The organism is Campylobacter sp. BCW_4341 (assembly GCF_001764255.1).
Lineage (GTDB): Bacteria > Campylobacterota > Campylobacteria > Campylobacterales > Campylobacteraceae > Campylobacter_D > Campylobacter_D jejuni.
This window is the reverse complement of sequence record NZ_MKAH01000025.1, coordinates 1-7,078: the sequence shown is the minus strand read 5'-3', so window position 1 is coordinate 7,078 and position 7,078 is coordinate 1. Positions and strand designations below refer to the sequence as shown.

7 protein-coding genes are annotated in these 7,078 nt (G+C 27.7%); all 7 read left to right on the top strand.

Annotated features, from left to right (window positions below; translation table 11 throughout):
* Positions 1 to 1,022: bacteriophage T4 gp5 trimerisation domain-containing protein (locus tag AJN70_RS04105; protein WP_186821010.1), on the top strand; the 1,022-nt coding region annotated here is incomplete at its 5' end.
* Between the two features lie 85 nt (positions 1,023 to 1,107).
* Positions 1,108 to 1,401 carry a hypothetical protein gene (locus tag AJN70_RS04100; RefSeq protein ID WP_070280487.1) on the top strand — a complete coding sequence of 98 codons (294 nt, stop codon included), beginning with the start codon at positions 1,108 to 1,110 and terminating at the stop codon, positions 1,399 to 1,401.
* A 29-nt stretch (positions 1,402 to 1,430) separates the two neighbouring features.
* Positions 1,431 to 2,297, top strand: a complete 867-nt coding sequence (locus AJN70_RS04095; RefSeq protein ID WP_070295515.1) for an ankyrin repeat domain-containing protein — start codon at positions 1,431 to 1,433, stop codon at positions 2,295 to 2,297.
* A 36-nt stretch (positions 2,298 to 2,333) separates the two neighbouring features.
* Entirely contained in the window at positions 2,334 to 3,896 is a 1,563-nt protein-coding gene (locus AJN70_RS04090; protein ID WP_070295514.1) for a putative toxin, read from the top strand.
* A 33-nt stretch (positions 3,897 to 3,929) separates the two neighbouring features.
* Positions 3,930 to 5,009: an AAA family ATPase gene (locus tag AJN70_RS04085; RefSeq protein ID WP_070295511.1), complete on the top strand. Its 1,080-nt coding sequence runs from the start codon at positions 3,930 to 3,932 to the stop codon at positions 5,007 to 5,009.
* Complete coding sequence (locus AJN70_RS04080) at positions 5,009 to 5,701, top strand: DUF4276 family protein (protein ID WP_070295510.1); 693 nt, start codon at positions 5,009 to 5,011, stop codon at positions 5,699 to 5,701. The genes AJN70_RS04085 and AJN70_RS04080 overlap by 1 nt, the downstream gene beginning before the upstream one ends.
* A gap of 77 nt (positions 5,702 to 5,778) precedes the next feature.
* Positions 5,779 to 7,029, top strand: coding sequence for a hypothetical protein (locus AJN70_RS04075; protein ID WP_070295509.1), 1,251 nt, complete (start codon positions 5,779 to 5,781; stop codon positions 7,027 to 7,029).
* Positions 7,030 to 7,078 lie beyond the last annotated feature (49 nt).

Sequence of the window (7,078 nt, the reverse complement as noted above, 5' to 3'; positions counted from 1 at the left end):
TTTCTTTTTTAGATGATGATATAGATAAACCTTATGTAAGTGGAAGTTTGTATAATGGGACTACAACTATGCCTCAATATAATTATCCAAGATATCAAAGAGAGATTGCCACTAGCACTTTAAGTTATTTAAGCGAAGTTCCTATTATGATCAATCAAGGCTTAGATACCTTAAAACTTCAAGAAAATACAGATTATGAATTAAGCTCTATAAACAATCATTATCTTACTTTAGCAAATTCTACAATAGGAGTGGATAACACCGATGCAAGAGCAAGGAATGAAATTACCCTAAAAAACGACAAAGACAAAGAAGAAATTTATATCCTAGCACAAAAAGATTATAAAGAAGAAATAGGTAATAATTATGAGCAAACCATAAAAAATAATAAAACTTCAGAAGTAGGAGCCTTATATACTGAATTTATCACTTTAGGTCATATGCAAAATATCGCAGGATTTAAAAATGTCAATGTAGGGGCTGAATATTTAGAAAATACCTTACTCTCTAAAGATACTAATGTGGGCTTAAGTAATACTTTAAATGTAGGAATCAGCAATGAAGTCAATATCGGACAAAACCACGAAGAAAAGATAGGAAACGACAAAAGAGTAATAATCAATAACAATCTAGAGCAAGATATCAAAAATGATTTTATCCAAAGAATAGGACATAACAAAAATGAAACCATAAAAGGTTCTTATGTGCTTCAAACCAATCAAAGTATAAAATTTTATTCCAAACAAGATCTAAGCATAGAAACAAATGAGTATTTCAAAGCTGAAGCTGATGATTCTATTAGTTTTAAAGCCAAGAAAAATTGCTCTTTTACAGCTGATAATGTAAATACTATGGCAAATCAAGAAAGTGTTTTAACAGCACAAAAACAAATCGTTTCTAGGGTAGGAAATACAACTATTACACAAACAAAAGATAAAATTATACTCCAAGTAGGAACAACACAAGTGATTATAGATAGCAAAGGTTTAAGGGTAAAAGGAGGTGATTTAAGAGCGGATTAAAAGCAATTTTCTTAAAATTAAAACTAAATTTCAAAAATAATGAAAAAAATAAAAGAATTAAAAATCAAAATCACAAGGAAAAATTATGGATTTTAATACCGATATTTTAGAAAGCTTAGATAATTTCAAAGCATTTTTAGATACAAAACCTAGCAAAGAACTTTTAAAGGCAGTAAAAAACCATTTAGATGATTTTATGGAAGGTGCGTATGATAATTTAGATCCAGAAAACTATGAAGTTGCTTTTGAAGAAGATACTGGTATATCTTATGATGAAGCAGATGAGGATGAATTTGAGGATTGGTTTATTAAAAATGTGCTTTGTCATGATGATTTAAGTGAGATTTATAAAATACTAAAATCACTTGTTAAAGATTAAAAACTAAATTTACAAAGAAAGGAAAAACAATGAAAACATTAGAAGAATTAATAGCTTTAGAAGAAAAATATCTAGAAGAATTATGTTTAGAATTTTATGATCTTGTAGAGGCTAACAAACTTGAAGAAGTTAAAGAATTTTTAAAAGATTATCCTGTACCTGAAATATTTTTTGAAAAATGCTATACACCTTATTGGGATAGAGAAAACAAAAGAGCTATTATCGATCCTGTTATCGCTTTAGCTTGTGCAGGAATTGCTTATGATAAGAGTCAAAGTTTTGAAATGATGGAGTATTTTGAGAGTTTAGGACTTAAAGCTGATGAAGTGTGCTTTGGATACAATGCACTCAGTAGGTATATTGATAGAGATGGAAAAAATAAAGAAGTGATAGAGTATTTTTTTAAAAAAGGATGCACATTTGAAACTTATAATGAAAAACATGGTAGCACTCCTTTACATGTTTGGATATTGCTTAATCAGCCAAATTATTTAGAAGAAGCTTTAAAATTAGGAGCAAATCCTAATATGAGAAGTATTAAAACAGAAAATGAATTTAGTTTTAGCGATGCAGGAGAAACCCTTTTACATAGAGCTGCAGGAAGTAAAGAAAAGCCTATAGGAGCTTGTGTGGAAGTGCTAATCCAATATGGAGCTGATGTCAATGCTGCTAATTGTTGTATAAGTGATATTGAAGATGGGAAAATTGAATATTACGATCCTGCTACTCCATTGGATAGAGCTAATACTCGCGATATAAATAAAAACATAAAAATCTTAAAAAAAGCAGGAGCTAAGACTTGGGAAGAATTGGTTAAAGAATACAATATCGATACAAGCTTGGAAGAACCAGAACAAATTAAAATGTATGAAGAAAGAAGAAAAGATAAAAAATAAGATTATTTAAGGTAAAGAACAAAAAAGGATTTTTCATTGAAATTTAATGATGTGAAATTTAAAATCAAAGAATTTGAAAGTGTAGATATCATCAGTGGTTATTCTCTTGCCTTTTATTTGCCTAAAGAAGAGCATATGATAGGAGAAAAAAACAGGAATGAAAACCAAAAAACAAAAAAAGATGAATATCGCATCAATAAAAGTAATTCTTTAGAATATATACAAAAAATCAATGAAGAAAAAGAAAAAGAAATTGAAAAACTTAAACTTCAAAGCAATGAAAAAATCAATGAAGAATTCGATAAATTAAAAGATGATGCTTTACCTACTAAAGAATATAAAAGAAAAGATTATGAATACGATGTATTTTATGATGTTTATACAAGTAAGGATAATATAAACAAGTGCATAAAAAAAATCCCGATAGAAAATGGTGTGGCAACAGTAACAAAAGATTTTTTAGAGGAATTTTATGAAAATTCTGTTAAGGGTCAGTATAATTATAAATGGTGTCTTATACCCAGACTAATCCGCAATGAAGGAGAATCTAGTTTTGATCCTGTGCCTACTTTAAATAGTAGCTTTGTCATTTCAGAATTAAGCAATATCAAACAAAAAACCCTTACTTTTCAAAGAAAAATAGCCAATGTAGAACATCCAAGTCATTTTGCTTTACAAAGCCCTAAGGAATTTAAAAGTATGCTTGAAAATGAGCAAAGCTTTGCTTCTTATGGTGGTAAAGAAAAACAAATAGAAGAGCTTTTAAAAACCGCACAACATAAGCTTGAAACCATTAAAAAAGCAGATGGAATTTCTAAAAAAACTAAGGAAGATTTGCAGAAAAAACAAAAAGAAGAAGTTGAAAAATGCGAAGCATTAAAAAATAGCAAGAAAAAAATTTCACCCAAACTCATAGGAGATGCAGGAGAATATGTCACTTCTTTACTTTTTGGGAAAAGATCCACACGCTATTTAAGCAATCAAAGAAAACTGGATGCTAATTTTAATACCCATAGCTTTAATCATACCATACCTGATTTTTTAGTAAGTATTAATGGTATTCCTAGTTTAGTCGAAGTTAAAAATGTTCAAGTTCAAAGCCTAACAGAACAAATAAGCTTTGAGCTAAAACTGGCTAGAGAATATGAACTTGATTACATCTTTGTGTGCAATCATTATACACATTTAACAGAAAATGTAGCAGGAAGTGCATTGACGCGTGAAGAACATGAAAAACTAGCACTCGATGGAAAAAAAGTGAGTGAGTTTAATAAAGAAACAAAAAGATTGAAAAAAGTAAAGGTGGCAGAAATCTTAAATGAAAAGGATAAAAACAAGCAAAATTGGTCTGAAGTATCAAATGTTCAAACTTCTCGTTTGAGAATTTTTTCAGAAAAAGGTGGGGATTGTGATGCAAGAAGTGGCTTTATTTACCATAGGCATTTACATAGAAGTATAAAAACAGTTTTTAAAGAAATATATCTGCACCATATAAAAGGAGTAGCACCTAATAAAATAGTGATAAAAAGATTAAATTTAAATAATGCAGAAGATTTAGAAGAAGTTTTTAACGAAAATCAGAATCTTCAGAAAAGTTAAAGGAAGGTTTGTGAGAATGCAAAAGGATTATAAATGCTAAATAAAATAACAATCAAAGGATATAAATCCATAAAAGATTTATCCAAATTTGAGCTTAAAAATTTAAATATCTTAATCGGTGCAAATGGTGCAGGTAAAAGTAATTTTATTTCAGTATTTAAAATGCTTAATGCTTTATTTAATAAAAATTTGCAATTTTTTACACAAGATAAAGGACCTGATAATTTTTTACATTTTGGCAGAAAAAAGACTGAAAATATATATCTTGAATTTGCTTTTGGCAAAAATGGTTATTATGCTACCTTTGTTCCAACGAGTGAAAATAAGCTTATGATATTAAATGAATATATTTTCTTTGATGGAGACTATAAAGACTATAAAGAACCTATAGGAAGTAATCAACTAGAAAGTAATCTTTCAGATATAATAGAACGAAGTTATTCTAAAAAAGTAGCACAACATGTTCTAAATGAAATCAAAAAATGGAAACTTTATCATTTTCATGATACAAGCGATACAGCCAAGATGAAGGGAATGTGTGATGCAAATGACAATCTTATATTTAAAGAAGACGCACAAAATATAGCAGCTTATCTTAAAATGCTTCATGATAATCACAATAATCACTATGAACAAATTTTAACGACTATACAAGATATCGCCCCTTTCTTTGGAGGATTTATTTTTAGAACTAATGAAAATATACAATTAGAATGGTATCATAAAAATAATCCTGATACTCCTTTTAAATCCCATATGCTTTCTGATGGGACTTTAAGATTTATATGTTTAGCTACTTTATTACTTCAGCCTTTTGAGTTGATGTCGGGAACGATTATTATTGATGAACCGGAATTGGGACTACATCCTTATGCATTAAAGGTTTTAAGTGAAATTATTAAGAGAGTGGCTAAAGAAAAGCAACTCATTATTTCTTCACAATCTGTAGAACTGATAAACCATTTTGAAGCGCAAGATATTATAGTAGTAGATAAAGAAAACGATGAATCTACTTTTACAAGAATGGATAATGAAAAATTAGAAGCTTGGCTTGAAGACTATACACTTGGAGAAATTTGGGCAAGTAATCTTATAGGCGGGAGACCAAAATAATGATTACAAGATGTTATGTGATTTGCGAAGGACAAAGTGAGGAAAAATTTATAAATGAAATTTTAGGATCGTATTTTTATAACTCTAATGTTTATCTTACTCCACTTATAATACCTACATCTAAAGGACATAAAGGTGGAGGACTTGCGTATGATAGAGTGGTTGATTTTATTGTTAAAAAATTAAAACAAGATTCACAAGCTTTTATGACAACAATGTTTGATTACTATGGATTGGATAATAGATTTTTAAAAGAAAAACAATGTAATAAAAATATATATGAACACGTTGAAAAAATACAAGAAGAATTTGATAAAATCATTAAACAACAATGCGATACAAATAATTTTTTTAGCTATATACAGCCACATGAATTTGAAAGTTTGCTTTTTAGTGATATTACAAAAATAATTAAAGCAGATGCTGAATGGAATAAAAAACTTATTTATAAACTAGAAGACATTGTCAAAGAATTCGATAATCCAGAATTTATTAATAATAGTAAAGAAACAAGTCCTTCAAATAGATTAAAAAAGATTTTATCTTTTCCAAGCTATAATAAAATCTTGCACGGTGGAAGAATCGCTAAAGAAATAGGCATAGATAATATAAGATTAAAATGCCGACATTTTAATAAATGGTGTGAAAAAATTCATAGTTTAGGCAACAAAAAGGAAAATAGTGAAAAATAAAAATTTATTTCACAAGAATTTGAAAAAGGTTTTTAAAAATAGCAATAAAAACACCTCAAACACCTTCAGGAATTAAAATGAAACAAAATATAAGCGCTAATCAAGTAAGTTTTTACCTTTTTTCTACAAAAACCTTTAGCGATGAAAAATATCTTGATGCTTGGAGTTTAAAAGGGAATCGTTTAAATTCTCAAGATTGGTTTGAATTTAAACAAGCTAATAAAGGTAGTTTTTATAACAAACATTTAAATGATACTTTAAAAGCCATGCAGAAACTTAAAGCTTATTTTAGTATCGATAAATTTGAAGGCATAAATTTACATGGAAATGATGAATGGTGCGATTTTCTACCTTCAAATTATCTCCAAATTTACGATAGGCTATGTTTAGATAAAAGCAAATATATTTTACATAGATATTATCAAGAAAATGATTTAAGCGAAATAGGAGCACTTAAAAATCTTTCTCCTAATTTTCCTTTTTGGAATGAAAGTGGTGAAAATTTTTCTCAAAATCAAATCAATGCTTTTATAGATAAAGACAACTTAGCACCCTATTTCAATAAATATGATGTTTATTTTAACTCTTCGCTTAATTTAACTTTTAATTTCAGTGATGAAAGCTTAAAATATCTAGTTGATAATTATAATCATAGAATCAGTCATACTTTTATCCCAAAAAATCAAGAGCAACTAGAAAAAGAATTAAATTTAAGCAAAAATGAAAAAATTATTTTAGAACTTCAAAATATGTTTTTAGATCTTTGTAAAGGCATCAGCGCTGATTATGCTTTTATGGATTTTTCTTATTTTTTTTCGGGTTATAACTATATATTAAATTCTAAAGATAATGCTTTTAAATCTTATCCCATTAATCAAGATAAATTAATTCATAAAAGAAGTTTTAAAGAATATATAGAAGAATACGCAAATACTTACTTTTTAAATTATTATTCTAAAGAGTTTTTAAAAGAACTTGATAATCAAGAGTTAAATGAAGATAGACTTAATCATTATCTTATCAATTACAACAAAATCCCAAAAAAAGTCGAAGAAGAAAATATACAAGGTTTACTCTCTAAACAAAAAGATACAAATATTAATTTTGTAAATTTTATAGATTATCAAGATTATGTTTATAACAATAAAGATGATTTTTGGAATTTGTCTTCAGAGGAAAATTCTATGCTTTGGGAAAAATTTTTAAGTAAAAATACCTTAAAACCTTTTCCTTTAAACTTTGATTGCTCCTTAGAAGAAAAATTTCTTTATGCTAAAGATGAGCAATTAGAAAACATTCTCAAATCTCACAAGGCTTTTCATGGCTAGAAAAAGAAAGATAACTATTCCTAGAATAGAAGATATTAATGTAACTCTT

What these genes read in the sequence shown, in the direction of transcription:
- AJN70_RS04080 (WP_070295510.1), top strand. Translation starts at nt 5,009, where the DNA reads ATGATTACAAGATGTTATGTGATTTGCGAAGGACAAAGTGAGGAAAAA.
- AJN70_RS04095 (WP_070295515.1), top strand. Translation starts at nt 1,431, where the DNA reads ATGAAAACATTAGAAGAATTAATAGCTTTAGAAGAAAAATATCTAGAA.
- AJN70_RS04100 (WP_070280487.1), top strand. Translation starts at nt 1,108, where the DNA reads ATGGATTTTAATACCGATATTTTAGAAAGCTTAGATAATTTCAAAGCA.
- AJN70_RS04075 (WP_070295509.1), top strand. Translation starts at nt 5,779, where the DNA reads ATGAAACAAAATATAAGCGCTAATCAAGTAAGTTTTTACCTTTTTTCT.
- AJN70_RS04085 (WP_070295511.1), top strand. Translation starts at nt 3,930, where the DNA reads ATGCTAAATAAAATAACAATCAAAGGATATAAATCCATAAAAGATTTA.